Raw genomic sequence first — 23,975 nt, 5'->3', positions numbered from 1 at the left:
GGTTGGTACGGAGCGGCGGTGGTGCATTTGTTTCGAATGGATCGTCAACTCCCGCCGCCCGCACAATCCATCCGTTCGCCAATAGAAGCACATGCAAAACGACTGGAAACACTGCTATCGTTTGCGTGCATCGTTGCGGAATCTTGGCATGGTGGGCACAGCGTTTATGGTCGGCATGACCATTTTGTCTGTTGCCGCTTGGCTTCGACAACCTGCAAACGATCCGGTAAAGATGCCGTTTGTCATTTCGTGTTTCTTGCTTTTTGCTGGCCTCTACGTTTATTTCCTTTTGCTCTATCACAAGTATCGACTTTTTGTCGGCGATTCATGGATTCGACAACGTGGCATACTGCACGACAAACACGTGGACTTGAGCATGATTCACGAACTGAAATGGCGTTGCATTCCGCAACGCGGAAGCGTCCGTTTGATTGGGGATTATGGCGAACTAAAAATTGAACTAGGGAACCTTGAAAAGCAAGACCGTCTCCAAATGATCGACTTTCTAAGGCTAACCATCGCGGAGTCCAAACAAGTCGGCTGGCAAAAATTCAGAGACAAGTTTGCCAATACTCCTGATAGCCAAAAGAAATCCATTCGTGCAAAATGGTTGTTCGCATTGATTTTTGGCGCGCACTCGGTTGCCTTTGGTACAATTTGGGCAATTGGCGGTGGGATTCAGTTTTTAATCTTTTGTGTGATTAATGCGGGAATGGCCGTGTACCTTCTCCGTTTATATCGCCAGAAAATGGTCGGACTTAGCCGAGAAACCGGCGAACAAAGCGATGCAACGGGGCGGAAGTGGCGTTCCGATTTTTCCTGAGTTCCAATTTTCTTGGGCCATTTCCGCCCGCTGATCGCCAGCGTTCTTTCCATTCAAAAATGTGCGAAAGCTGTGAGCTAGGTTGTGGAGATGAACCCATATACGCCACCAATGGAAGACCAATCTTCAGGCATTGCAAACCCTGTTAGTCGATGGTCATTTCGGGCGCGTTTGAGAGTATTCATTAGTTTTGCATTTACTTCTTTGGCTCTAACGTTTGGTTTCTTTAATGCCTTTTTTATCGTGTGTTTTGGTGATACAGAACCTCTTGGAACCGAAATAGCTCATCGGTACATCGTAGCTATTGTTGGGATCGGGCTACCCATTCAGTGCTTGTTGTCGGCGATAGCATTGAATCGTAGGCTTGGTTTGGTTACGGTTGGATTTAACTGCGTAATCCTCGGGGTTCAGCTCTTTTACGTTTTTGAACTAATCAAAGCGGTTGCAAGCGGTCCTTAGCTCGCTACGATAAGGAAAGAACAATCCATTGGACACGGAGCACTCGATCGACCGTTTTGACTTGCGTTAAGTCTCCTTGCTCGTGCTCGGTCGATGAGGGCGTTCTGCTCACGAGGTAAAATGCAATCAGCTACGAAGGTACGATTAATCATTATCGGATATTGCGTAGTGCTTTGGACGACCAACTGGTCTTATGCTACGTCGTACGACCGCGATGTTGGCCTTACCAGTCAATCGCTAGACCTTCGCGGGCTCGGTGCGGTAATTGGTGGCCTGGTTTCCTTAGTGTGCATTCGCCGATTATGGCAACTGGTTCGCGAACTACTCGCATTGGGTGTCGTGATTCCGAGGGACGCCCGAATCTGTGGCGATTGGGGATTGCTTTGGCTACTGGCACCTATGGCACTAGGAGTTTGCAATCGCTCAACTGACATTTCGGACGAGGGCACATTGGCGACGACCATATTTCAGTACGGTGGCGACTGGCCGTCCATCATGTCGATCGCGCTTTCCGCTTCCGCTATCATACTATTTCAGACAGTTATCAGTATCGAATCGTACCATCCGGGCAAAGAGCAGAACCATGCGATGAACCGAAGTCGCGGAGCCACCGTTTTTCAAAATTGAAAATTCAATCGCCGCGACTCGGTTGTCGGTGGCCGTTCGCCCTGAGAGGAAACCTTTTTGGCAGTACATGAATCAATACCTCTGATTCTGTTTTCCGGACTTGCCGCCGACGCCAACGTGTTCGTTCCGCAGAAACTTACCTTTCCGCAATTGATCGTTCCCGCATGGCCGAAACCTCAATCAAGCGATACGCTAGATTCGTACTGTGAACGTCTCGCGGACATCATTCGACCGGACGTTGACACGCTTATTGGAGGTGCTTCGTTCGGTGGCATCATTGCGATACATGTCGCGCAGTACTTTAAGCCCGCAGCGGTGATTTTGATTGGTAGTCTTCGATCGCCGGCCGAACTACCTCGTTGGATACGGTTATGCCGTCCACTGAAACGGTTGATTCCGCTGATTCCGGTTCGACTGCTTCAAATCTACTGTGCTCCGATTGCATCCCAACTTGCTCGACGATGTTGTCCACACCATTGCGGCCTAGCTCGTCAGTTCCGCAGCGCCGATCCAGCGGTATTTAAATGGGCGCTTGCCCGAATTCTTGACTGGAATGTTGCTCCTGTGTTGGATTGCCCAGTGTTTCACATACACGGTGACCATGACCTCGTTCTGCCAATACGATATACTAATGCCGATACGAAGATTGGTGGTGGCGGCCACGTTATTTCGCTGACACATTCACGCGAGATCAACGACTTCATCCGTTCCGCTATCACCCAAGTATCTGGCGCACAAGCGGATGCACCCCAGTCGCCGAACGGTGCGTTTTGACAATGGAGCGATCACTCCGGCGACTTGGTGATCCGTACCGTTCTGCCTACATACCCAAAACTGTCGCGACACCACATCCCACGTCCCAACCAGCGACCGAACGAAAGAGCCATGAAAAAGACATCCCTTCATACAGCTGATGGTCCGACCAAAGAGCTCTTTGCTGACGGCACGGTTTCTGGGGAAGGCAAAATGAAGTCATGCAAACGTCATGGCAAATGGAAGTTCTATTACCGCAATGGACAAACTAAAGCGGTTGGCAAATATGCTGATGGTGAGCTAGACGGATATTGGGAATGGTGGCGTGAGAATGGGCAACCGCTCCAAGCTGGCGCATTCGCAAATCGTGTGCAGGTTGGGGCATGGAAGAGATATTACGAAAATGGACAACTTTGGGACGAAGGCGAATACCAAGACGGCAAGAAAATTGGTGAGTGGACGACATACGACAAGTCTGGTGTTGTAAAGCAACAGAAAACCCTCAAACCCAAGTAAAAGCCTAACGCTCGACTGGTGGAGACACAATTAACTGCACCCGCGTTGCCGATCGGGCGTTTCCTGAAGTCGAAGTCACTTGGCGGCAACCGGGTGATTTTGGTCGTTCGCTAAACCAGTGAACTTTTATGCCATCATAGGTGTCTTTTTCGGCAAGGAGGCTACCAATGCAAAAAGAATACATCGTTGACACTCGTCAGGACGCCTATGGAACATTCTTCAAGGACAACTTCGCCCATGATGCGTTCGCCGCGGCTGACACTGCAACGAGTTTGAAAGCACCTATCTTCGACCTTGTCGCTGACTGGCGCAGTGCTTCTTACGCAGGGGCATTGCCGGCGCAGATTCCGAGTGCGATCAAGCAATTTCACGATGCGTTCGCAAACGCCGAGACGGCCCCGTCTGGCATATTACAGTACTCCGAGGTTATTCTGGCAAAGCTCTCACGTGAGCTCCCTGAATTGGTCGCGGATCCGAGACTTCAACGGAAGCTTCACGAAAAACTCGTCGCGCTCTCATGCGAAATCGTTGATGCGAATGCTTCCGTCAATCAAGAGCTTGACGGAGACGACGTGTGGAACCAATACCTTGAGCTGCACCCATTTCAGCTAGGCCTGCATGGTACAATGCGGTTAGTCTACTTGGCGGTTTACGGAGCGTATGAAAATTTCCTTGTTCGCGCGTTATCCGTAGCGCACGGTGGAAAACGTATTCGGATCACAAACCCTGACTTCAAGGCAGACTTCCGTAACGCCCTAGGTAACTTGATCGACAACGCATGGTTCGCAGACGAAATTCGAGTTGCGCGTTTGGTACGGCATTCATTGGTTCATGCTGGGGGGCGCGTCACAGATGATCTGCGAAAATGCAAAATTCCGTTGGTTGTGCATGACGATTCATTGCATGTGTTCCCCGAGCATGTTTCGCAGTTGTACAATGCTCTAAAGGTTCCGGCACTCGCAGTCATGCGATCGGGCCGATTCCAAGTCGAAAATAGCGAACAAACAGCTGCACCAAAGTCGACGAATGGTGCGTATTGACAAAGGAGACATCACTCCGGCGACTTGGTGATCCGAGGCGTTATCCAATGAAGAAACTTTTCGTCATACTACTGTCGTGCACTCTTGTTGGCATGGCGTTCTGGTCAACCCGTGATGTGCACACGCATCAGAAAGTCCAAAACAAGGAACTAGAAACTGCATCGGCAGTTCTAAAGCCAAATCTACAAATAGTAAAGATGATTACGACGTTAGACACGTTTGACCTTCCGAAAACCTATTATGGGGTACTTCAGATCCGCAATAACGGAACTGCAGATTTGTTACTTGAGCTTTCTGCGTCGAATAGCAAATGTCGTGGCCCAAAACTGTCCATTCATAATAACAAACTACGTGTTCCACCAGGCGAGGTAGAAAGTATTGATATCCAAATTGCAACGATTCCTGGTCATCCGGTATTCTTCTTCGAATTTTTAACCAATGACCCTGAAAGTCCTACGTTGCGATACACTGTGTCAACAGTACAAAACTGACAACTGGATAACAAAGCGTTGCACCGAAGACGCGTTTACAGCTGGTTTTGAGACTTTGGGTTTATCGCCGCGTCTCGGTGAACGCGGACGTTTGTCCTTGGGAATCATGAATTGCGTATTGCAATAAACTGCCTTTTCGTACTACTGAGTTTGATTTCCGCGACCGCGGGAATAGGGCTGATCAACGCTGCGAGACTATTCCAATCCGCGGGGTTACCCCAGCGATACCGATCCTCGAGTAGTGCAAACCTTCACGACGAATACTACACAATTGATATGTTCGGCATCATGCGAATAGCAGGGACTCCCGATGCTCGCATTGGTTGGACATTACTACTGGTAGCACTAATACTTCTTTGTGGCGCAATTTTTCGAATGAAACTGGTTCCTACTTCGAAGAGCCATAAAGCAAGTGATTCGTCCACAAAGAACCCGTAACGAGATAGAATTGGATGAAAACGACGCTTGTTTCTGAATCCAGTGACAACAGGACGAACCAAACGATGCACGCAAGTCGCCGGTCGGCCGCGAATTTGAATCATAGTTTCTTGGCGGCGTCTGCGTGATCGCCAGCGTTACGTCCTAAAGGTGGAATGCATATCGGAACAAGAAACTCGAAAGTACGTTGGGCTGTTCCACGCTGGTCGTACGCGCCGCGAATGTGGCGAGGCCTTCGCCGGATACTAAATATACAATCACTCGTTCGCGTTGTGTTCGCTTCGGCAATTGTGTGTATGACGATTGTCTTGGCTCTCAAGCTTGCAATACCGAATCTAGCTTTACCAAACCTCTGGCCGATGCTTTTTGCGATACCTGGACTGCTCCTCGCCGTGGTCGCTCAGATGGCAATTCTCATGTTGATACCTCCATTCGTAACTATCCGAAACGATCGAGTTCAGTACGTTCATGGCCAACATGGATTTGAAATTAAGAGCAATTCGATTGTTTGGATTCAGGTTACGGTATTTTCAGAATCAGTAAAACGAATCAAAATTGCGTTCACACCAAAATGCAAACGGCGTATAATACGAATCGGTATTTCATCGAGAATAGACCTTGAAAATCTAATGCAATCGTTTCCCCTTGAACCGAAGGTGCTAGATGCAAGAGAAAAGTGGAGTACAAAAACGAAGACAAGGACTTAACAATCGCATGCCCCGGAGTCGCGGGTCGGCCGTTTTTACAAATCAAGCATCACTGCCGCGACCGCGGTGATGCGGGGCGTTCGTCCTTACAAGGATCATCATGCGTACTATAGCTTACTTCATGATGGCCATTCTCATGTGTGGATGCACCGTCGTACGTGTTCGCGACATACCTGGAACTCGATGGACCAAGGTGCATACGCAGGAACTTGTTGGATGGTGGTGTTCTGACCGAGACAAAGAACTATGGCGTGCAGAATTGACCGCCAAAGGCGATCTGTTAATCGGATCTATTTCACGACGAGCGGACGACCAATTTGAACTCATGGATTCCCTTGCGGTCCCGACACGTATTGGTGATCGTGATATGCTATGCGTACGAATCAAGACGAAAATCGAATCGGAGGCCGGATACGGTTTCATGCTGATGCGTCGTGACGGCACGGATAAGATTACTCTCCTGTTTCCAAATGGCGACAATATCAAACAAATGGTCGCCGAAGGTAAGATTGACGGCAGATTGGTCAAATACGAGAATTCAGAGGAGTCATTCGTTTACGTGGCTGAAAATGATGGAAACTTCCTTGGTGTTCTCAAAGACGCTCCGATTGACAAGATCTTTGACGATCGATTTAAGATCGAGCTAAGACGCGTGAAACTCCCGTAATCGGACGAACCAACCGTTGCACCCAAGCCCGCGATCGAGTGCTTTTGAACTGGAGACATTCATCGCGCGGGCTGGGTGAACGGAGTCGTTCGCCAAACATAATCACATGGGTCTATTCCTATCAGCTTCCGGAATACTTTCGCCGGACGGCGCTGCCGTTCGGAAAGCTGTTGCTTTGTACGTCGCAAGCTCCGGTGGTATGTTCGAACCTCGCGCGGGGACGACGAATGACCGCAATATCGGCGTAATCCTTTCATCCTCGACGACAACTACCATTCTCTATCCTGACGGGTTTTCGGACTGGGACGACCTTTCGAAGTTCCTGTCCGTCGAGATGAAGACGCCCGTATTTTCGTTTCACATCCATGACGGCGATCTCTGGATGTTTACCGCCTTCAGCGGCGGTAACGAAGTCGCGTGGTTCAATCCGATTCCTGACTATTGGGAACAAGTTGACGACGAAGAACGCAAACGTTGGGCCGGAAACGCACTGTCGGTTGTCTCCCTTGTTCCTGGGCTCGCTGCAAGATCAATCGAGCGATACTTCGTTCTATGGACAGAAGACATTCTCGCGGCCGACCAGAAATCGTATGATGACGATGACTTCGCAATTGGCGTCGATTGGCAACTTACCGACTTTATGCGACGACTTGGATTCATTTACCCGCTCGATGACTCTGGCACTCCTACCGGGGAAACCTTCTACTTGAAAATCCGCCGGCAGAGGCCACCGTCTGGGACCGCAGACACTCCAATACTTCGGCCGGAGACACCGACCCCGCAAACGAAATCACCGGCTAAACCTTGGTGGAAATTCTGGTAGCGCAACGAATTGGCGATCAAGCGGATGTACCCAAGTCGGCGAACGGTGCGTTTTTACAATGGAGAGATCATAGCGCCGACTTGGTGATCCGTAGCGTTCGTCGAAGTAAGATTGTTAACAATTTGCAACGCCCATCTACATTTCGCTTCACTTGATGATGCCTGAACACGAACAAATCCTTACACCACAACCAACTCACTTCAGAGTACGTGTTTTCGATGACTGTTGCAACGCGGCATATTTCGAGCTTCCGACTTTTCCACTGAGTAATTCTCGAGGATGTGTCGGTCGGACGGTCGCGATTCACCAGCTTCTTGGTGACGACTACGTTGGGCCGAAGCTGAATTTGGACTTCGATCACGACGGACGTCCGATCGGAATCGAGGTTTTGTATCCAATTAGCGAAGACGACGGAGATTGAGGCGATAATTCGCCGTGGCCTTAAAAAGTCTCTATAATTTATATTTGATCGTCTCCGATGTGGCCGTCGTTGCGGGGTAACAAAATGTTGGACCGAACCCCCGACGGTCCGTTTCGAAATGGAAGCCGTGTTGGCGGGGACTCGGTCAACATTGACGTTCGTCGCAACACCATGGAACCTCACCTACGTATCAAATTGCTGACAACTCCAACCGTCCTTTACGGGCGGCGCGAAGCGTTTACAACTGGCTACCGATCGCAGTTTCGATATCGCGGACAAGACAACGATGTTTCCATCACCATACCGGGAGATATTTGGATTGAACCGGGCGACTCAACAGACGCACTGCTGTCGTTCTATCGTCCTGAATCACAAAAATCGCGACTTCAACTAGGCTCTTCGTTTACACTGGCGGAGGGCGGGAAAAATATTGCTGCTGGGAGGATCACGGAAATTCTTGATCACACAATGAACAATCCAGAACCAAAGAAAGAATCTGTGGTTTTCGTAGATGTCGACGATACTCTGATTCGATCATTTGGGGCAAAACAGATCCCGATACCGAATGCTATTCGATACGTTCGCGATATGTTCAATGCAGGCAATGTGCTATATTGCTGGAGTCGCGGTGGTGCTCAGTATTCTCGCGATGTGGCGATTAAACTGGGTATCGCGGATTGCTTCGTTTGCTTTCTGCCAAAACCTGACGTCGTCGTTGACGATCGGCTGGAACAACTTCTCGATCATTGCGAGTTCATACATCCGAGAAACGCCGTAACAAAACCGGAAGCGACGAACAAACCGTTGAACCCAAGCGGCGGATCAACCGCTTCCTGAAATCAACATTTTTTGGCCGCCGCTGGGTTATCGGTGGCGTTACGTGTCGAAATCGATGCTATGTACTTCGCGATGAACATCAATGACATCTCCTGAGCATACGTTGGTCGGAATTCACTTCGCGTTTGCCACGGGGATTCACCGCGTCGTTGGTTGGCGTGGAGTTGCGATGGCGGGGGTCGCGTCGAACATTCCCGATTGGGATGGAATTCCAATGCTGTTTGACATGCAACGATTCGAAAGCGGGCACCGAGTTTGGGGGCACTGTGTATTGTCCATTCTTCTCACATCATTGCTCATTGGATTCATCCAGGTTCGTTGGGATTGGATAGGTCGCGTCGCAATTTGGTTGCAAAGAACTTTTCCTAAGACTGCTATTGTCGCGGCCCATCAAGACACGGCATGGCTTATTGGTGGTTTTGTGTTCGCTTTGATCGGAATGTGTGCTCAGCTTTTGCATTTACCATGTGATATGGTTGTCTCTGGGGGTAACGGTCTATCTGACTGGGCAGTTCAACCGTGGTGGCCATTTTCCAATGCCGCATACGTATACCCATTGATCCCATGGGGTGACATCGGTCCAACCGTTATTTTGATGGCTGGTATTATTGCGATCGCCAAACGAAACGCTCAAATATCACAAACGTCCTGCCTGACAATCGGAACGCTTAGCGGGTACCTCATTGTTCGTGGCTTGATTCGAGGTACATTAACTCTCTAGATCCGCCCTTCGTTGCGGCAATCAATGAACGACACGTAACAAAATGTTGGACCGAAGCCCCCAACGGTCCGTTTCGAAAAGGAAGCCTGGTTGGCGGGAGCTCGGTCAACATTGGCGTTCTGCGAATGCGAAACATCAGCATTATTGCGATTTGTACAGCAACCCTTTCAGGGGCTTGTTTCGCTGTTCACAAATACATCGATTACAATCACGGGCAGCCGATGCGCGACGTCTCGAAAATGATGTCTGTCCGAAACATAATTGCTGGTGAACTTTTGACATACTTCAAGCAACACGACAATTATCCCAGATCACTAGCTGAATTGTCGCTGGACTCATTGCCGTGGGGAGACGAGGGTTCGTCGGTTCGTGACGTCTGGAGTTGGCAATACAATTCTGACGGCAAATCTTTCTCCATGTTTTGGGTGCACGCATCCGGCCACGAGCTATTTCTTGGAGGACAAAACGAATCGCTTTTCTACTCCAGAATTGATGCGCAGAACATGTTACGAGATTATGCGTTACAATGAGTGCCGATCTTGCACAATGGGATGCAATTTGACGACTGCTGTCAAAACTCGACTTCAGACAATTCAACCACAACCATCGCAGAACAATGCGTTGCACCGAAGTGCTCGAATGGGCCTTTTTTTGAATTTAGGGCTATCGCTTGCACTCGGTGAACGCGGTCGTTCATTGCTAGGACGATGATGAAGGAAGCAACGCTTAGGCAACCGACAATCGATGATGCAGACGCGATGTGGCGAGTGAGAACCGCTGCGATTCTCTCTGTTTCCGATGCGTTCTATCCGACCGAAACGACGCGACAATGGGCGAACGTAACAAAACCGGACGACTTTGCCGATGCGTTCGATGCAATTGACGCTATCGTTTGCGAATATGATTCGGAAATAGTGGGTTGGGGATTCGCAAACCTTGCTGTGTCATACATCGCGGCCCTGTTTGTCTCACCCAATTGGCACAGACGAGGGTTTGGGGCAATGATAGCCGAGAGATTCGAGAACATGGCCAAGGACCGAAATATCGAGAAACTGCACCTTTCTTCGACTCTGAACGCAGTGTCATTTTACGAACGTTGAGGATTTGAATCACTCGGGAAGGTACCATACAATCATCCGAACGGTTTCGACCTTCCTAGTGTCAGAATGCGCAAATGGCTACGGGAGCCCTAGCAATCGCAACGAACAAAGCGGTCCACCAAAGTTCGCGATCGGCTGCTTTCCAAAAATTGAGTCACTTGTCGCGAACGCGGTGAACTTGTGCGTTATCCGATTGTGCGCATGGCCTGTAATACACCTACCAAAACGTGAACCCATACTCACCCGCATCGTCACCACCCGTTGCGCCAGACGCCACCCAACGACGGACGACTTGGTCAGTCTGGCTTGCTTCCACTTTGGTTGTTCTATTGACGCATTAGCTCCCTGCGTTCACCGTATCCCGCATAAACCCTCCACCAACCAGTTCGTTTCTTTGGTTGCATGCCACCAACACAGCGATATCCGTGATTGCCGCGTTGATGCTGCTGACGCATCCCCGGTAACGCTGGTTGCTCCTCACAATTCCCGTTGCCGTATTCCTGGCTTTGGTACAACACACTGCATGGACCCAATTTCCGTGATTGCAACTCGGGCGATTGTTGCTCGAGTTCGTTCGGTCCGCTACGCTTCGTTTATTGCAGGCGTGTATCCGACATGCCCGATGCTCGATCCAAGACGGCGGTTAACAAAGCCGTGCACCGGATCTGAGAGATTCCGTTTGGGTAGTGGTTACTTTTTCCTCCCGGCCCGGTGACGGCCGCCGTTCTGCACTAAAATCTCAGGCAGCAAATGCGAGTGAACCTGTTCTGTTTTCTAATTCTTGCCTTCGCTCTTAGCGTTGCAATCGGACTGGTTCGCCATTTCACCTTGGACGCTCCGGATTCAATGCTTTCTCTCTACGTTTCATCTGGCGCAATCATTGCGGTTTGGTTGTATTGTGCACTTTGGAAACGCGACGAACTGTGGTTGGATCTTTTGCGAGCATTATGTATATGGCTTTTTCTTCCGCTCGCATCCGCGGTTAGCATCATGGAGAGTTCACTCGGTTTCAGTGACGGAATATTCCGATACTCTCTTTTTCGGTTTGCACCCTTCCCGATACTATCCTGTTTTACCAATCTGTTGCTTATTGCTCTAACTGCATTGCAGACTCTTGCATACTTGAATCGAAAAGACCTGGGCGAGGACGTTTCGGTCGCTGGTTGTATTAGAAACAGTCTGTTGCAACAGGTCGCGATCGGACCAGTACTCTATTTTGCACTTGCGTACGCATAGATACGTGCAGAACCATGGCATGAACTCCGAGTCGCCGAGCATGCCAAACTTTGAAACATCACAAACCCGGCGACCAGGTTATGCCCACCGTTCGCCAACAAAGAAAAACTCGTGCTAGAATTCGATGACTCATACGAATGCAGCTGCATCTTGAGACTTTTCTCAGGGCGTGAGATCACACTAAATCGACTCATGCAATCAAGAACATACGCAGGACTGTTGGAAGGATCGCCGAGTCCGAAGTGGAACGACAGACTTATCGCTGAGGCGTTGGAACGAGCAACGCGAATGTTGGGCGGGCTTGGACCTGCTATTCTGATACCACCCAAGCGGATTGAACTTGAAGAAATGAGTGAGTTCGACGTGCGGTATATAGAAGAATGGCTTCCAAAAGTTGAATGCATCGCAGAATTTCAATCCATTTCCCCGGCGCGCGATATGGCCAAAGATGCTTCCTCACTTACAATTGTTTGGTATCAGAGTGATTTTGGCATAGATTCGACTGCGATTGACGATATTCGCACAGTCGCTTGGGAACGCTACGCGTGGGATTGGGAATACTGAACACTTGGCGAACAAACGGATGCACGTGCGTACTGGAAACGGTTTGAAAGCAAGTGGGTGCGATTCGCACCTGAGTAGCTCTTAGCCAGAGGCGCAATATCAAGTGTTGCAGCGTGTCTGGTAACTGCGACGTTGAAGCCCAGTGAAGCTTCTCTGGCAGAAAGGTAGCGAGGACGAAAGGTATCGACTGGCTGTCGAACCATGAACGATATTGAGCTCCGAAAACATTGTTTCCTGTCGGATCCTGCCCAAGGGGTGTGCATCCCTGAAGGCATTTTTCTTCGTTGGGATAAGGCAAGTGACGGTGAAAGGCCAGTAGTCGAAGGCTCGTAGTCGACGGCCCGTTCGCGTTACACAATTTGTTTTCAAGGCAACCAGTGAGATCCCATCATTCTTGACGGTCGAAATGTCGAGCGTGGAGTATGAGCAACCAATCTGAAGAGGAGAGGTAATCAAACGATAATGGGAAGTCGGAAGGCTGCATAGTACCGACGAAGCCGGGTAACTCTGGTCGAGGGAAGGCGGCTGAGCGATGGAGGCAATCGGTGTCGAACATCCTCTGGACACAGCACCGGAATCGGGATGCTAAGTCGACTTGATTGCAGAACGTGTTGACTCGTCAACACGGGACAGCCGTCGTGGTGAGCCGGATGCGTTAACTGCGCACCTCCGGTTCTGGGAGGGGGCGACGCTCAATCGATTGAGTCTAAGCTTTATGCTAAACTTGAAAGAGAGAGCCCGCTCTACTCACCCGAAGTCGCAGTTCACGCGTTTTTTTGAAATCATTGTTCACTGGCAGCGACTCGGTGAACACAAACGTTCGCCGAATTCAAGTTCATGTCGCGCGACGGAGAATAACATGTCACTTTGGTTTCAAAAACGCGATGCGAGCGGTACGCTCCATCATTACGCGATTCCATTCGAGCCAACGTGTCTTTACGACTATGCTCTGCTTCGCCTCTATGCCATTCCTCATTGCCTACCGAGATCTCGTTTTGTCCGATCCCGAATTTGTCGGCTTCGCAACAATTGGAATGTCCATAACGGGCATTCTTTTGTTTGCAATCGCTAAGCTGTCAGTAATTCAAAACGGCAATACCTTCTCATTTGGACCAACGTTGATGACTCGCAGAATGCGATCCACTTACCTGTTAGGTTACGGGCTGATGGCGACGGCGGCGTTCCTGATGGTATTGTTTATTGCAATTTCCGAATGAAATGTCACGGAACTATACCCGATGTTTTGCTTTTCGCATTGCGGACGGTATAACTAAAGGATCGATGATTTGTTGAATGCCAACAACATCTGCAGCGAATCGGCGAACAAAGCGGTGCACCGAAGTTCGCGATCAGCCGCAGTTTAATTATTGGGTGACTTGGCGCGAACTCGGTGATCTTGGTCGTTATCCCGCTTAAACAATTCGAGATATTTGAACTAGGCGTGGCCAACCGAATGAGACGATACTCGTTACGTGCACTTCTAACACTAACGTTGTTGGTCGCCATCTGTGCGTCCTTGCTTCGCCCGCGTGCTCACCCGACCGTGCAGGTCCGTCGAATACTAGTTCAAGATACGTCCAATTCAGAAAAACTCGAGCAGCTGGCGGACTTTTTCCAGCTTGGCGATCATTCAAACTTAATATCCGAGCGATTGGGAGTTTTACCCAATATCGATGGAGATGGCGCGGCTGGCTTTTATGATTGTTACTATACTGAATGTGGCCTTTTCGTTAGCTGTTACCCAGACGGCGTTTCGTATGCGATTGGTTACGCCTCGAAAGACGGCAGCCAGCCCGATCTTATTTGGCTAAGCCATCCAGGGATTGTTGGCTGGCCTCCAATGGCGCGCATTTCCAGATAACAACCGCATCCAACGGAGCCGGCGGTGGGGTCGGTTCTGAAATCAACGCGCATAGCGCCGGCCGGCTGATGCGTAACGTTCTACACAGGAGCATGCCATGAGGCTTCCAAAAACTGCAAATAACCGAGCCATGCACCTCAGCCGCGAATTGAGGCGTTTTGAAATGGTAGATCTCTCGTCGCGGCGAGGTGATCACGGTCATTATCCGGCTACACAACCAAAATGGCGACTCGAATCAGCAACTTGATCGCATGCCTTTTGGGATGTGTTGTCGCTTCAATGCTCGGCCTATTGCTGATGCTCAGATTTGATGGGCCATTACTTGGAATGCTAACTGCCGCGATTATCCCACCGATTGCTGTCAGATTATCCAGCGCTATAAACCCTCGCCAATTTGCAAAGATTGCCTTGTATGCTGGAATTGGTTGGATGCTTGGATTCAGCCTCCAACCGGTCGTCGCAGAAACCTCCGAATCGCACATACGTAGAATTCTCCAACTACCACTTCTCGGATACGATTGGCAAATTTACGGTAGTGCTGTCTCGACAATCTTGGCGATGGTTGGCGTATACTTTATTCCCAGAACATCAACTGTGAAACTTGTAGCCGACAAGTCAACTGGCGGCATAGAGTAAAAGCAACGAATAACGCCAAATAACTTTGCGATCAACCGAGACCGCAGAACCGGGCGGATTCGGAATGGAAAATCAAATCCCGCGGGTCGGTTATCGCGGGTGTTATCCGACAAGACGTTAGCGGCATTAAAATCAGAAACGACATGCTCTACATCATCTTCTCTGCACAACAATGGCTCGGTCCTGCGATGCTCCTTTCGCTTGCCATCGCTGCTATGATTGCGTTTCGACGTCGCCCTGCAGCATGGTCAATGCTATTTCTAATATCGGCAATTTCTACCCTGATCGGGTTCTACGGGAACGAACTCGCGATAAATACTTTTGGGACGCAAACTCAGATGCCGAACGGTTCAGTTCAAATTGGTTTCCATCCTGCATTGCGTTCCGTTTCACTTGTCGCACAGCTGGTCGGGTCGCTTTGCGCAATTGCGGGTGCTGCTCTGACGTTGCGTCTAGTCACTAACTCACCCGCTGAATTCAACGACGCTTCAGCCCGTGCTCGTTCCCAAACAGGCGGATAACCAAGCGGTGAACCAAAGCCGCCGACATGGCGTTTTTTTGAAGTCAATGTGTACTGGCGGCGACTCGGTTACCGCCGTCGTTCTATCGAGATTGCTATGAAGTTTGCAGTGTTTTTCTTGTGCCTTGTTTCACTTCTTTTTGTACCTGCAGCAGCGCAGGACCATCAGGAGCTGGTTCCAGAATCTCTGCTCAACTGGCTTCACATCATCGAGACAAAGGGCTTTACGTTGGTATACGCTAGCGACGACGATGGACTTTTCACAGCAATATCCGTTGATAGTGACGGTGATCTTTTGATCGCTTCTCACACGGAGAAGACAGACGATAAACAAGTAGGCGGCGCTAAGAGCGGTGAGGAGTGGTCAATGCATGTTGTTGACGTGAAGTCAGGACACGACCTTTGGGATGACAAGGTGAAGAAACCAAGTCCCGATTCTGCTCGTGTCACCCATTCTAGTACGAAAGGTTTTTTTACGTCATCGGTTACGATCGCCTATCCAAGAGGAATGCTCTACCCGTTAAAATCCTACGAAGGAAGAAAAGTGCGGTACGAGATTTACCGCCTTGTCAATGGTGCAAAAGAAACCAAACTGAGCTACGTCTTGACTCTTCCCAATCGCAAACTGGAGCGATAGAACAATCAAGTGCACGAAAGCTGCGGACGGTGCTCTGTGGCAATGAAACGCAACCGTCGCGACTCGGTGACGAGTGCCGTACTGTCGCTAGAGGAAAAATTGACCATCAACGATGATACCAATGAGCGCAACGAATGTCCTCTGATTGAAACTCGCCTGCTCCGTTGCTTACGTACCTGGCGCGTGACTCCAGATGTCATCGTCGACGGAGATCGCACCCTCTTTCAAGAAATTTGTATCTTGCTCGAATTCTATATTTGCGCGTGCATTCCTTACGGCCCCAAGAATCTTTGTGGATGGTGGTCTGATGGCGTCGTCCACCTTGATATTGCCCAGACCGCTCCCGACCGATTTACACTGCTTGGTGTGACTTGGATCGATTCACTTGGAATTGCCCCCTTCGAGATCGATTTGGAGCTGGATCCAAACGACGACACATACTTTGCTAAAACTGTATTTCGGATTGGAACGCTCGATAGCTACGGACGTCCCGCCGTTTGCAATCGAAATCTTGCGCCGACAGGTGTGCTTCAGATGCGCCCACGATACAATCGAGACTGGGCTATGGCGGTTGAATTGACGCCACCTCAACAAATCGCGACAGAACAAAGCGATCCACCCAAGTCGCCGGTCGGCCGCGAATTTGAATCATAGTTTTTTGGCGGAATCTGGGTGATTGCTGCCGTTATCCGACCCAAACCGAACCTTGCTGCGAGCTTTAGTCGATGTGTGAATTAGTGCTCGAAATCGAAGAAGCCTTTGGCATCTCGATTGCTGATGATCAGGCGGTGAACATCATTACCGTCGGTGATTTATACGCTGCGGTACTGGTTGCCAGCGCAGGCAAAACACGTAATCCCAATGTCTGCCTTTCGGCTCGTACGTTCTACGAGTTGCGACGATATATTCGGCTTCATGTTGCTGGAGGCGAAACTGCAATACGCATTGCACCTTCTACGCCTTTAACAGACCTCTTGCCTTACTCGCAGCGCCGCCGGACATGGGATCGAATGGCGAGTGATCTGAATCTGCGGTTTCCAGCCCTGCGTCGGCCTTCAACCATAACGCGGCTCGGTTGGTCGGTCGCCACTGCAATTGCGATAGTGTGCTTCATGTCGATCTACGGCACATTGACATTCGGACTCTCGGTTTTTGTCACCTTGCTTGCCTTTTCATTCTCATTGTGTCTGTACTTTTTGTTATCCGTTCCATTTGCCACGTTGCCAGACTCATCGTTTCTAACGTTGCGAGGACTGACGGAACAACTGCTAGCTCGTAACGGATCAAAGCTCGCCAACCGACACGATGCCTACAGTACACGCGATGTATGGACGATTCTTTGCCTGATACTAATGGAACAGCTCGGCGTAGACCGTGAAAAGATTGTCCCCGATGCACATTTGGTTCGTGACTTGGGGTACGATTGATCGTCCCGAACATGCCCGAACGTGCGATAGCTGCGGACCTGTCGAAACAGGTGCCCAACAACTCTTACGATCCGCTACCACTTTGGTATGTTGACAAAGACTTTGTTTGCGTCGAATGCGGGACGGAAGAAACCTGGACTGCCGCACAGCAGAAGTGGTACTTCGAAGAAGCCAAGGGCATGCTCTACGCAACTGCAAAAAGATGCCATGCATGACGATTGAAGATCCGTGAGGCTAAAAGCACTGCAGCGAGAGCAGGTAGCCGCTCCGAAGAAAGCAGACGCTGAATCAAACGATCGACAATCATTGGATTGACTCAGTCCAACTTAAAGAACAAAGTCAGAACGAAATCAGAACAAGGGGTTGCAGACGAAGCCCTCGATCAGCCGTTTTGATGTGCGTTGAGTCAACTCTTCGGCCACGCTGATCGCTGCCGTTATGCAACAGAAACATGCGAGCAATAGCTGAAACGCCACATCATGACCGTTACCTCATGGTCGCCGAACGCATCTCGGCCAACGCTTGGCGTGCCATCTGCGAGAGCGTCCGTTGTCATGTTGCCAAGGCTTCTGACCGAGATGACGTCGCGGATCCTCTGCAGCTAATCGAACCAAACTTGCCTCCAACGAGCCTCCCGTTCGTTGTATTGTTTCCTTACGCTGACATTCCGTCCGATACCAAATGGAACATAGCGTTTGATCCAACGAAACCATCGACAATCGAGCCTACCACCGCTGTTTTGCAGTTCGGGGTTTTCTGGGAACGAATTGCACTGCCATCAATAGAGCATGGACACCATCAAGTCGCCGTGATTGACTTTCCCGATGGCGTCCCGACGCTCTTACAGTCGCTTCCAATTGACTCCAACCGGCAAACGTACGACTATATTGGATTGTGCGACGTCAAGGACTTGCGGGCGATTCAAACCCGTCACGAAATCTTGGCAGAACAAATCTGTGAACCGGAGCAATCAACCACGCGGCAACTGAAATCATAGTCTTCTGTTCGTGCCCGGTTACGGCGGGCGTTATACCTTTCAGATCTGCAAATGACAGACACTCGCGATACTAAGCTACTTTGCGTGCATGCACTCAATGAATTCTCGTTCCTCGAAACAGAAGGTTTTGTTTCGTCACAAAATGTATCGGCGTCTTGGTTCACGATCGGCTATGCCCAACCTCAGGGTTCTATTGCAATCCAAATTGGCACATTTCTACCTCGTTACGAATACTATGTCGCAATTGATAGCGGCGGACAACGAATCGCTCTGGACGAGATCGAACGCGTCTTAGAACCAAGCAATCGCGATCCGATTCAATGGACATGGGCACATTCTGACCAGACGGATTTTGCACGGCGAATTTCCTATTCGGCGCTCCTGTTGCGTCGAAACTTGATGAACATACAGCAAGGTTTTGAAAATATACCCCTAAAGATTGCGAATTTGCGCGCGGAAGCTCAAGAATACGAAAAGCTCCGAGATCATGCTATCGCCGCTGATAATGCATTTTGCCACTGCCGATGGAACGAAGCTCTGGAAATTTACCGATCCTTGCCCAGCCTAACGCAGGTTCAGCTGAAACGAATGAGCATAGCGTCGCGGAAGGGATAACAATGCGTTTCACCCCAAGTCGCGGGTCGGTCGTTTCCTGATGGTTAGTATTTTGGCCGCAACTCCGTGATTTCTGTAGTTCGTCATTGCAGAGTATACTGAAAAAGTTAACCAATTTTCACTAAGGAACCATCGTTATGCTTGTGGCCATATCGTGGGTTGCATCATCGCAATCGCACTATTTAGTTCTGCTGCTCGCGCGGATCTCGTCATAAATTTTGCCCAGGTCGGAAATGACGTGGTGGCCACAGGCTCCGGCACCGTAAACTTGTCAGGTTTAAGCTTTCTTAGTACCATACCCGCCTAGCAAATCAACCTTGATGCAAGTGCAGGAAATTTTCGAGGCGGAACTGCCGGTGTCCCATTTAGTTTTTACGGAGGCCTGATCGGCCCCTCAAACTTCGGGCTAGGGACTGGAACCAATAACATTCCCAGTTCTAGCAGTGGCGACTACTTCGGCTTAACAGATTTCAATAATCGCCTGTATTTGCCAGGTGGCTATGTGTCGGGAACGCAGCTTTCCAACAGAACAACATGGAACAATCGAACGATTTCAAATCTTGGACTTGCAACAGAAGGCAGCACTTTCACTTACACTTGGGGAAGCGGCGCCAACGCTGACTCGCTGACAATCAATATCACAGCCGTACCTGAGCCGTCGTCTGCGCTTTGTCTGACCTTGGCAATAGGTTGTGTCGCGATGTTCCGTAGGACAAGAGTTTCAAATCCTCGCGTGGGATAGCAAAAGTAAAGTTTGACTTTACCTGCTCTCGAAGATAAGTTTGCAGGCGACGATGCCGTCTTCGTGAACCGATTTGAAAAACAATCGGATGCACCCAAATTCGCCGACAGGTGCGTTTTGGCAATGCTAAAACTGCCAGCGACTTGATGATCCGTGCCGTTCGGCCATGAGAAAAACAAACAATGGAAACATTACCACGCCTTGATCGCTCAAAAGCGTTGAAAACCAGCCTCGCCAGCCAAGGTGAGGGTTGTCGTGTGGTTGACCATTCGATGGTGGATCGCTTGAATATGGTTTGGCTATTGACGATCGCTTCATGGTCCATAAAGGATCGAAACATTGCTGCATCCAGACTACAAAGACATGTTGTCCGAGTTCATCGGCTCAGCCGTTGATTTCCTGTTGGTAGGGGCTTATGCCTTGGCCGCCCATGGATACCCCCGCTCAACTGGTGATATCGATATCTGGGTTCGTGCAGACAAACACACAGGCCCATTGGTTTACGCTTGTCTCTCGCGATTTGGCGCCCCACTGCACGACCTAACTGTAGACGACCTATCCACACCTGCGATGGTATTTCAAATTGGGGTTCCGCCAGTTCGAATTGATATTTTAACTAAAATTGACGGTGTCGTCTTTGAGGATGCATGGGTGAATCGCACGACCGTAGATTGGGATGGGCTGAAGATACCGGTCATCGGATTAGCAGATCTGATAAAGAACAAACGATCTACAGGGCGGACAAAAGACCTTGCGGACGCCGAGCAACTCGAAGCAAACCTAGGCGAGTAGCGACGGCCTGGCCGAACCAAGCGATGCACGAATCGAACGGGAAATAGTTGAAGACGGGTGACTGTGATTCTCACCTGAGTAGCTGTTAGTCAGAGGCTCAGTGTCGAGGCTTGCAACCAGCGTATAAGGCATTGTGCCGACGTCGCTGGTTGATGTGTAGTCAGGAAAGGTAGCGAGGACGAACGGTATCGCCAGACTGTCGAACCTTGAACGGTATTGAGCTCTGAAAACATTGCTCCTGTCAGATCCTGCCCAAGGTGTGTGCTTACCTGAAGGCAACATTCTTCGTTGCGTCATGGCAAGTGACGTAGAAAGGCCCGTAGTCTAAGTCTCGAAGTCGAAGGCCCGTTCACGTTACACAGTTTGTCTTCAAGGCAACCAGTGAGATCCAGCCCAAGCTCTATGCTAAACTTGAAAGAGAGAGCCCGCTCTACTCACCACGTGTTGCGGGTCGGCTGCGAATTCGAATCGTAGCCCTTTTACGGCGACTGCGTGATCGCCAGCGTTATCGGACAAAAAGATTTGCTTCGTTCCCATGGTCATCGACGTGAACATTGACTACTTCCTTGCGTTCGCAGAAGGACGGCACTTAATGCCATTCAAGGATTGGTGGGATGCAAACGCATCTCAGCTGGAATGTGAATTGTCGCGAACTCAATTCCTTCGACTGAAGATGCAATCTTTCGACGAAATCTGCCGCATCCTTAACGACCGCGGAATCCAATACAAAAAATCGCTTTCAAACTCGAATGTTCATGCATCGCGGTTGCCAATGAGCCACGATCCAATTGAACGTGATCCAGCATTCTCACTGCTTATTGAAGAGGCTGACAAAATGGCCGAAAAAGAACTGGCGAACGAAAGACGCCGTACTGGATTTTGTCATCTGTATTGGCGGACGAAAAAGCGAATATTGAAAGAAGAGTTCGGAGTTGAATGGAAAACTCCCGCAGAAATGAATCCGGGCGTTATGTTCGATTGAAACACAAAAAAATCCCATAACAATGGGATGTAGACGACGCTCTCGATCAGCCGTTTTGACTTGCGTAAAGTCAACTGATCGGGCTCGCTGAACCCGGCCGTTCGACGATTTAATCACTATGGACTTTGCCGCCAAGTTAGACTCACCGTCTGTGCGAGACCAATCGGAAGCAGCGTTTTTCTTACGATCCGAGGGCGTCAACGGTTTAACGTACCTACCATTGTTATTGCAGAAATGCCAGGCAATCGGGTCAAGCAATGAATTGGATCGGTACGAAGAAGCGTTGCTGGGATTTGGTGCGATGACCTTGAGCGGCATTATCACCGAGTCTGGCTTTGATGCAGGCGATCCTCTTCATGACAAGATCCTACGGTGGATTATGGAGTCTACGCAATCAACTAAAATCAATGTTGCTGGTCACGCCGTTTATGCATTAGGCGGATTGGGACAAGATTCCTCGGCCGCAAGAGAACGGCTATGTGAAATTGCCAACTCTGACCTTCGCGGTGACGAACATAAGGACGTTTCACTTCGTGCAGTCGCTCTGAGGCTTGTGCGACGAATTGATCCCGCCCTTGCAGCCACGTCTGTTGACGCTCCTGCTTTCGATGAGTATGTTCACGCAGTGGAGCATTGGATCGCGACCGACGCATCGAAGAATACTGAGACGCGACTCGAATTGGAACGTGAGCTTGCATGGCTACGGGAGACTAAGAATCGACGAACCAGGCCATGAACCCAAGTTGCCAATAGCGTCGTTACTTAAGGGAGAGATCAAACAAATCCCTTGGCGCATTGCAGAACCCTGTTTTAAAACCGGCACCTAACCAAACGCTGGACCGGATGCGCGGACCGGCCGTTTTACAATGGATGATCGTTCGCGGCGACCGCGGTCATCGCAATCGTTATAAGACTGAAATATGATGACAGACGACACGCCAGCCATACGTTATGATGCAAAGCACTACACGCGACGCTTGCTCGCGTTCTACGTAGGACTTACGCCACTTGGCGTCGCGATGCTGTATTCCGGGTTCTTCGTGAATTCCTTTGGAACGTTTCTCGTCGTTTCGCTACTGGGCTTTTTGGCGACATTCGCCTTCACAATGCTAATTATTCCTTACCCAAGATGCCCGACATGCGCGCGACCCATTCGCGAACGCCCTCTGGATATTCACTTGGAGACCCGCGAACCTGCATACTGTTGCTCAGTCTGTAAAACTCGCTGGATCGTTGCGTTGGAACCCAACTCGAATTGCACTGGCCCACACTCGATCCAGTCTGGCGGTTAACATTCGCATGCCCCGGATCCGGCGGCTGGGTCGGTGTTTGAAGTGAACACATAGCCCCGGCCGGCTGATGCGTGACGTTCTGCCTTCCTATGCTAACCAGTAATCCTCAAACAACGGCCTGGAATGACCTCGCCCCATCGAGGAGAGGCATTACATTGGTCGAGGATATGTATGGCACTCTACCGGATGTACTCCTCGAACAAATTCATCGTGTCAACGCTTCCTCGCTAAATGAAATGAATCGATGGTTGGATGTGCTGCTACCGCCGTCCGTGTCCGCTGATCAATTGGGCTTTCCAGAATCGCGGTTCCTCCAACTTGGGGAATCATCATGGAATACGGTTGACGGCATTCAATCTGTGCGACAATGGCTTCACGATTGTGGCGTCCCCTATAGCACTATCGTATATTTGTTTTATGACCGCGAGATGATCCTCGCGATGCCCTGGAAAATCGTACTACGGTATTGGAACGCGTGGGCTTGGTATGTAGGCTATTCAATGATTGCCGTGGTCTCGACCTGCCAATGGGCTTGCATGTTCCACCATGAAAACGTGATACAATTTGGTCGACACATAGAAACCAAGACAGAACAATAGGTTGCAACGGAGCAGGCTAATCGGGCGGTTTGACTGTGGTAACTCACGTGCGACTGCCCGCGGAACCCAAGCGTTCGCCGACCAAGAAGGCCAGATTCACATCTAGAATATGCGTAAAGTAGCGGCCGCCGTTTCTGTCATTGCATTGCTTGCTTGGCTCGCTTATCAGGCTACCGGTTCCCGGTACAGCGGTGATGTGACAACTCCCAACGACATTCCGGTCGTCGGAGCGCACTTGTCCGAACTAGTCTTTGTCGGAACGGCAAGCTTCCGCGGCTACGAACATCCGCATGGTGGCGGCACATTCACCATCACTGGAACTGCAACCCGCGACTCCGTTCAAGCGTTTTGCGATAACGCAGAGGTTTCACTGTCCAAAAACGGAACGAACATCGCTGACCGTGCCGACATTTTGGCGTACTTAGCGAACCGAGGAATAAAATTGTCGGAAGCAACGCCAGAAGAACCACCCGACGTCTTGTTCGGATACGGCGGTCGTTTCCATAAACTCTATGGCGTGTATAATGAAAAGACACGGGATTTTGTGATATCCTTGCAATTTGACGGCACAAAATGATCACATCGACCAACGGCTGTGAACCGGAGCGGCGAAACTTGCCGGTTTTGAAGTTGTGAATCTTCCGTCGCCGCT

General features: G+C 50.0%; 32 protein-coding genes. 31 read left to right on the top strand and 1 reads right to left on the bottom strand.

All coding sequences use genetic code 11. The features are described 5' to 3' along the window. Positions 1–91: 91 nt before the first annotated feature. The 25 genes from SH451x_RS11365 to SH451x_RS11245 all read left to right on the top strand — a co-directional run bounded on the left by SH451x_RS11365 (position 92) and on the right by SH451x_RS11245 (position 18,916). The gene (locus tag SH451x_RS11365) at positions 92–823 is read left to right on the top strand and encodes a hypothetical protein (protein ID WP_479362579.1); all 732 of its coding nucleotides are present in this window, start codon (positions 92–94) and stop codon (positions 821–823) included. Positions 824–1,402: 579 nt separating this feature from the next. Continuing rightward, entirely contained in the window at positions 1,403–1,909 is a 507-nt protein-coding gene (locus SH451x_RS11360) for a hypothetical protein (protein WP_479362578.1), read from the top strand. Positions 1,910–1,966: 57 nt separating this feature from the next. Beyond that, positions 1,967–2,683 (top strand): alpha/beta fold hydrolase, encoded by a 717-nt coding sequence (locus tag SH451x_RS11355; RefSeq protein ID WP_479362577.1) that lies wholly within the window; start codon positions 1,967–1,969, stop codon positions 2,681–2,683. A 111-nt stretch (positions 2,684–2,794) separates the two neighbouring features. Further along, positions 2,795–3,178 (top strand): toxin-antitoxin system YwqK family antitoxin, encoded by a 384-nt coding sequence (locus SH451x_RS11350; RefSeq protein WP_479362576.1) that lies wholly within the window; start codon positions 2,795–2,797, stop codon positions 3,176–3,178. 167 nt (positions 3,179–3,345) lie between these two features. Then, entirely contained in the window at positions 3,346–4,218 is an 873-nt protein-coding gene (locus tag SH451x_RS11345) for a hypothetical protein (protein WP_479362575.1), read from the top strand. A 47-nt stretch (positions 4,219–4,265) separates the two neighbouring features. Beyond that, entirely contained in the window at positions 4,266–4,709 is a 444-nt protein-coding gene (locus SH451x_RS11340) for a hypothetical protein (protein WP_479362574.1), read from the top strand. 734 nt (positions 4,710–5,443) lie between these two features. Next, entirely contained in the window at positions 5,444–5,854 is a 411-nt protein-coding gene (locus SH451x_RS11335; RefSeq protein WP_479362573.1) for a hypothetical protein, read from the top strand. Between the two features lie 100 nt (positions 5,855–5,954). Next, entirely contained in the window at positions 5,955–6,521 is a 567-nt protein-coding gene (locus SH451x_RS11330; protein WP_479362572.1) for a hypothetical protein, read from the top strand. Between the two features lie 106 nt (positions 6,522–6,627). After that, positions 6,628–7,344 (top strand): hypothetical protein, encoded by a 717-nt coding sequence (locus tag SH451x_RS11325; protein ID WP_479362571.1) that lies wholly within the window; start codon positions 6,628–6,630, stop codon positions 7,342–7,344. 505 nt (positions 7,345–7,849) lie between these two features. After that, positions 7,850–8,602, top strand: a complete 753-nt coding sequence (locus tag SH451x_RS11320) for a hypothetical protein (RefSeq protein ID WP_479362570.1) — start codon at positions 7,850–7,852, stop codon at positions 8,600–8,602. Between the two features lie 82 nt (positions 8,603–8,684). Continuing rightward, entirely contained in the window at positions 8,685–9,323 is a 639-nt protein-coding gene (locus tag SH451x_RS11315; RefSeq protein WP_479362569.1) for a metal-dependent hydrolase, read from the top strand. Positions 9,324–9,448: 125 nt separating this feature from the next. Beyond that, positions 9,449–9,853 (top strand): hypothetical protein, encoded by a 405-nt coding sequence (locus SH451x_RS11310; RefSeq protein ID WP_479362568.1) that lies wholly within the window; start codon positions 9,449–9,451, stop codon positions 9,851–9,853. Between the two features lie 177 nt (positions 9,854–10,030). After that, a complete protein-coding gene (locus tag SH451x_RS11305) occupies positions 10,031–10,423 on the top strand; it encodes a GNAT family N-acetyltransferase (protein ID WP_479362567.1) in 393 nt (130 codons plus the stop codon). Between the two features lie 750 nt (positions 10,424–11,173). Continuing rightward, positions 11,174–11,659, top strand: a complete 486-nt coding sequence (locus SH451x_RS11300; RefSeq protein WP_479362566.1) for a hypothetical protein — start codon at positions 11,174–11,176, stop codon at positions 11,657–11,659. 192 nt (positions 11,660–11,851) lie between these two features. Continuing rightward, complete coding sequence (locus SH451x_RS11295) at positions 11,852–12,223, top strand: hypothetical protein (protein ID WP_479362565.1); 372 nt, start codon at positions 11,852–11,854, stop codon at positions 12,221–12,223. Positions 12,224–13,167: 944 nt separating this feature from the next. Then, the gene (locus SH451x_RS11290; RefSeq protein ID WP_479362564.1) at positions 13,168–13,440 is read left to right on the top strand and encodes a hypothetical protein; all 273 of its coding nucleotides are present in this window, start codon (positions 13,168–13,170) and stop codon (positions 13,438–13,440) included. A 236-nt stretch (positions 13,441–13,676) separates the two neighbouring features. Next, complete coding sequence (locus tag SH451x_RS11285) at positions 13,677–14,084, top strand: hypothetical protein (protein WP_479362563.1); 408 nt, start codon at positions 13,677–13,679, stop codon at positions 14,082–14,084. Between the two features lie 222 nt (positions 14,085–14,306). Then, positions 14,307–14,720, top strand: a complete 414-nt coding sequence (locus SH451x_RS11280) for a hypothetical protein (protein WP_479362562.1) — start codon at positions 14,307–14,309, stop codon at positions 14,718–14,720. A gap of 143 nt (positions 14,721–14,863) precedes the next feature. Continuing rightward, entirely contained in the window at positions 14,864–15,241 is a 378-nt protein-coding gene (locus SH451x_RS11275) for a hypothetical protein (protein WP_479362561.1), read from the top strand. Between the two features lie 96 nt (positions 15,242–15,337). Continuing rightward, complete coding sequence (locus SH451x_RS11270) at positions 15,338–15,877, top strand: hypothetical protein (RefSeq protein ID WP_479362560.1); 540 nt, start codon at positions 15,338–15,340, stop codon at positions 15,875–15,877. A 42-nt stretch (positions 15,878–15,919) separates the two neighbouring features. Further along, positions 15,920–16,531, top strand: coding sequence for a hypothetical protein (locus SH451x_RS11265; RefSeq protein WP_479362559.1), 612 nt, complete (start codon positions 15,920–15,922; stop codon positions 16,529–16,531). A gap of 71 nt (positions 16,532–16,602) precedes the next feature. Continuing rightward, positions 16,603–17,304, top strand: coding sequence for an acyl carrier protein (locus SH451x_RS11260; protein ID WP_479362558.1), 702 nt, complete (start codon positions 16,603–16,605; stop codon positions 17,302–17,304). A gap of 11 nt (positions 17,305–17,315) precedes the next feature. Beyond that, complete coding sequence (locus SH451x_RS11255) at positions 17,316–17,519, top strand: zinc-ribbon domain containing protein (protein ID WP_479362557.1); 204 nt, start codon at positions 17,316–17,318, stop codon at positions 17,517–17,519. Between the two features lie 236 nt (positions 17,520–17,755). Further along, positions 17,756–18,301, top strand: a complete 546-nt coding sequence (locus SH451x_RS11250) for a hypothetical protein (RefSeq protein ID WP_479362556.1) — start codon at positions 17,756–17,758, stop codon at positions 18,299–18,301. Positions 18,302–18,352: 51 nt separating this feature from the next. Next, the gene (locus SH451x_RS11245; protein WP_479362555.1) at positions 18,353–18,916 is read left to right on the top strand and encodes a hypothetical protein; all 564 of its coding nucleotides are present in this window, start codon (positions 18,353–18,355) and stop codon (positions 18,914–18,916) included. 868 nt (positions 18,917–19,784) lie between these two features. Here SH451x_RS11245 and SH451x_RS11240 read toward each other — a convergent pair. Beyond that, positions 19,785–19,976 (bottom strand): hypothetical protein, encoded by a 192-nt coding sequence (locus SH451x_RS11240; RefSeq protein WP_479362554.1) that lies wholly within the window; start codon positions 19,974–19,976, stop codon positions 19,785–19,787. 21 nt (positions 19,977–19,997) lie between these two features. On the opposite strand from SH451x_RS11240, the gene SH451x_RS11235 reads away from it, so the two are divergent. The 6 genes from SH451x_RS11235 to SH451x_RS11210 all read left to right on the top strand — a co-directional run bounded on the left by SH451x_RS11235 (position 19,998) and on the right by SH451x_RS11210 (position 23,900). Continuing rightward, complete coding sequence (locus tag SH451x_RS11235) at positions 19,998–20,450, top strand: nucleotidyltransferase (protein ID WP_479362553.1); 453 nt, start codon at positions 19,998–20,000, stop codon at positions 20,448–20,450. Between the two features lie 547 nt (positions 20,451–20,997). Next, a complete protein-coding gene (locus SH451x_RS11230; protein ID WP_479362552.1) occupies positions 20,998–21,432 on the top strand; it encodes a hypothetical protein in 435 nt (144 codons plus the stop codon). Positions 21,433–21,550: 118 nt separating this feature from the next. Further along, positions 21,551–22,168 (top strand): hypothetical protein, encoded by a 618-nt coding sequence (locus SH451x_RS11225; protein ID WP_479362551.1) that lies wholly within the window; start codon positions 21,551–21,553, stop codon positions 22,166–22,168. 184 nt (positions 22,169–22,352) lie between these two features. Then, a complete protein-coding gene (locus SH451x_RS11220) occupies positions 22,353–22,724 on the top strand; it encodes a hypothetical protein (protein ID WP_479362550.1) in 372 nt (123 codons plus the stop codon). 89 nt (positions 22,725–22,813) lie between these two features. Next, a complete protein-coding gene (locus SH451x_RS11215; protein ID WP_479362549.1) occupies positions 22,814–23,323 on the top strand; it encodes a hypothetical protein in 510 nt (169 codons plus the stop codon). A 109-nt stretch (positions 23,324–23,432) separates the two neighbouring features. Beyond that, on the top strand, positions 23,433–23,900 hold the full coding sequence (locus SH451x_RS11210; protein WP_479362548.1) for a hypothetical protein: 468 nt from the start codon (positions 23,433–23,435) through the stop codon (positions 23,898–23,900). The last annotated feature ends 75 nt before the right edge of the window (positions 23,901–23,975 follow it).

This window comes from Njordella aestuarii (genome assembly GCF_056494165.1).
This window is presented reverse-complemented; position numbering and strand designations above follow the sequence as displayed.

Excerpts from the sequence above, each read along its gene's own strand:
- SH451x_RS11365 (WP_479362579.1), top strand. The coding sequence starts at position 92 with ATGCAAAACGACTGGAAACACTGCTATCGTTTGCGTGCATCGTTGCGG.
- SH451x_RS11360 (WP_479362578.1), top strand. The coding sequence starts at position 1,403 with ATGCAATCAGCTACGAAGGTACGATTAATCATTATCGGATATTGCGTA.
- SH451x_RS11350 (WP_479362576.1), top strand. The coding sequence starts at position 2,795 with ATGAAAAAGACATCCCTTCATACAGCTGATGGTCCGACCAAAGAGCTC.
- SH451x_RS11345 (WP_479362575.1), top strand. The coding sequence starts at position 3,346 with ATGCAAAAAGAATACATCGTTGACACTCGTCAGGACGCCTATGGAACA.
- SH451x_RS11340 (WP_479362574.1), top strand. The coding sequence starts at position 4,266 with ATGAAGAAACTTTTCGTCATACTACTGTCGTGCACTCTTGTTGGCATG.
- SH451x_RS11335 (WP_479362573.1), top strand. The coding sequence starts at position 5,444 with ATGACGATTGTCTTGGCTCTCAAGCTTGCAATACCGAATCTAGCTTTA.
- SH451x_RS11330 (WP_479362572.1), top strand. The coding sequence starts at position 5,955 with ATGCGTACTATAGCTTACTTCATGATGGCCATTCTCATGTGTGGATGC.
- SH451x_RS11325 (WP_479362571.1), top strand. The coding sequence starts at position 6,628 with ATGGGTCTATTCCTATCAGCTTCCGGAATACTTTCGCCGGACGGCGCT.
- SH451x_RS11320 (WP_479362570.1), top strand. The coding sequence starts at position 7,850 with ATGTTGGACCGAACCCCCGACGGTCCGTTTCGAAATGGAAGCCGTGTT.
- SH451x_RS11315 (WP_479362569.1), top strand. The coding sequence starts at position 8,685 with ATGACATCTCCTGAGCATACGTTGGTCGGAATTCACTTCGCGTTTGCC.
- SH451x_RS11310 (WP_479362568.1), top strand. The coding sequence starts at position 9,449 with ATGCGAAACATCAGCATTATTGCGATTTGTACAGCAACCCTTTCAGGG.
- SH451x_RS11305 (WP_479362567.1), top strand. The coding sequence starts at position 10,031 with ATGATGAAGGAAGCAACGCTTAGGCAACCGACAATCGATGATGCAGAC.
- SH451x_RS11300 (WP_479362566.1), top strand. The coding sequence starts at position 11,174 with ATGCGAGTGAACCTGTTCTGTTTTCTAATTCTTGCCTTCGCTCTTAGC.
- SH451x_RS11295 (WP_479362565.1), top strand. The coding sequence starts at position 11,852 with ATGCAATCAAGAACATACGCAGGACTGTTGGAAGGATCGCCGAGTCCG.
- SH451x_RS11290 (WP_479362564.1), top strand. The coding sequence starts at position 13,168 with ATGCTCTGCTTCGCCTCTATGCCATTCCTCATTGCCTACCGAGATCTC.
- SH451x_RS11285 (WP_479362563.1), top strand. The coding sequence starts at position 13,677 with ATGAGACGATACTCGTTACGTGCACTTCTAACACTAACGTTGTTGGTC.
- SH451x_RS11280 (WP_479362562.1), top strand. The coding sequence starts at position 14,307 with ATGGCGACTCGAATCAGCAACTTGATCGCATGCCTTTTGGGATGTGTT.
- SH451x_RS11275 (WP_479362561.1), top strand. The coding sequence starts at position 14,864 with ATGCTCTACATCATCTTCTCTGCACAACAATGGCTCGGTCCTGCGATG.
- SH451x_RS11270 (WP_479362560.1), top strand. The coding sequence starts at position 15,338 with ATGAAGTTTGCAGTGTTTTTCTTGTGCCTTGTTTCACTTCTTTTTGTA.
- SH451x_RS11265 (WP_479362559.1), top strand. The coding sequence starts at position 15,920 with ATGAAACGCAACCGTCGCGACTCGGTGACGAGTGCCGTACTGTCGCTA.
- SH451x_RS11260 (WP_479362558.1), top strand. The coding sequence starts at position 16,603 with ATGTGTGAATTAGTGCTCGAAATCGAAGAAGCCTTTGGCATCTCGATT.
- SH451x_RS11255 (WP_479362557.1), top strand. The coding sequence starts at position 17,316 with ATGCCCGAACGTGCGATAGCTGCGGACCTGTCGAAACAGGTGCCCAAC.
- SH451x_RS11250 (WP_479362556.1), top strand. The coding sequence starts at position 17,756 with ATGCGAGCAATAGCTGAAACGCCACATCATGACCGTTACCTCATGGTC.
- SH451x_RS11245 (WP_479362555.1), top strand. The coding sequence starts at position 18,353 with ATGACAGACACTCGCGATACTAAGCTACTTTGCGTGCATGCACTCAAT.
- SH451x_RS11240 (WP_479362554.1), bottom strand. The coding sequence starts at position 19,976 with ATGAAGCGATCGTCAATAGCCAAACCATATTCAAGCGATCCACCATCG.
- SH451x_RS11225 (WP_479362551.1), top strand. The coding sequence starts at position 21,551 with ATGGACTTTGCCGCCAAGTTAGACTCACCGTCTGTGCGAGACCAATCG.
- SH451x_RS11220 (WP_479362550.1), top strand. The coding sequence starts at position 22,353 with ATGATGACAGACGACACGCCAGCCATACGTTATGATGCAAAGCACTAC.
- SH451x_RS11215 (WP_479362549.1), top strand. The coding sequence starts at position 22,814 with ATGCTAACCAGTAATCCTCAAACAACGGCCTGGAATGACCTCGCCCCA.
- SH451x_RS11210 (WP_479362548.1), top strand. The coding sequence starts at position 23,433 with ATGCGTAAAGTAGCGGCCGCCGTTTCTGTCATTGCATTGCTTGCTTGG.